1 protein-coding gene and 1 pseudogene are annotated in these 849 nt (G+C 47.0%); both read right to left on the bottom strand.

Features of this window, described 5'->3' with window-relative positions; genetic code table 11:
* Positions 1-740 (bottom strand): polyamine aminopropyltransferase (gene speE / locus ACNA6I_RS13830; protein WP_416313572.1); only part of this gene is annotated, 740 nt, incomplete at its 3' end.
* A gap of 16 nt (positions 741-756) precedes the next feature.
* Positions 757-849 (bottom strand): annotated as a pseudogene (locus ACNA6I_RS13835) (QacE family quaternary ammonium compound efflux SMR transporter); the annotation flags it as partial.

An 849-nucleotide genomic window follows, 5' to 3' on the forward strand; every position in this document is an offset into this window, starting at 1 on the left:
ATGTTCTCCATTGACACATCCAATGGATCATACACTTTCGAACCCATCGTAAAGGTCCACATCCCGCTTGGATAGGTTGGGATATTACACGTATATAGGCGAGTGATCGGAAATACCTCGCTTGCGTCCCTCATGACATTTTTGATTAGCTCCGATTTGAACCACGGGTTGTCTGTCTGGGCCACAAATATCCCATCTTCTTTCAGTGCTTTGGCAATGCCCGCATAAAATCCCTTCGTGAACAAGCCCGCAGCAGGACCAACGGGTTCTGTTGAATCGACCAGGATGACGTCATAGACGCCTTCGCTCTTGATGATGTGCTCAAACCCATCTCCGATCAGCAGTTCAGCACGGGCATTCCCGTAGCTGGATGAAATCGTCGGCAGATGTTTCTTCGAGTATTCCACCACTTTGCCATCAATCTCTACCTGCATCACACTCTCGACACCTGGATGCTTCAGCACTTCCCTGATCGTCCCGCCATCTCCTCCACCGACGACCAACACCTTTTTGGGTGAAGGGTGAGTGAATAATGGAATATGAGCGATCATTTCATGATAGACGAATTCGTCTTTCTCCGATGTCATGACCATCCCGTCGAGTAGCAGCATATTGCCGAACTCTTCTGTCTCCAGCATTTCTAGCTGTTGAAAATCCGTCTGCTCACTCTCAAGCGTGCGACGAACTTTCCCGGTGATTCCGAAAGACTTCGTTTGTTTCTCCGTAAACCATACTGACATGTTATCCAACTCCCAATTAACTAATTAACTTTAATCCAATAGCCGCGCTCAACACCATGGCCATGAAGATAATTCGTAAGATGCTCTTAGATTCCCCATAAAATAAAAT

The organism is Rossellomorea sp. FS2, assembly GCF_047915635.1.
Taxonomy (GTDB): Bacteria; Bacillota; Bacilli; order Bacillales; family Bacillaceae_B; genus Rossellomorea; species Rossellomorea marisflavi_A.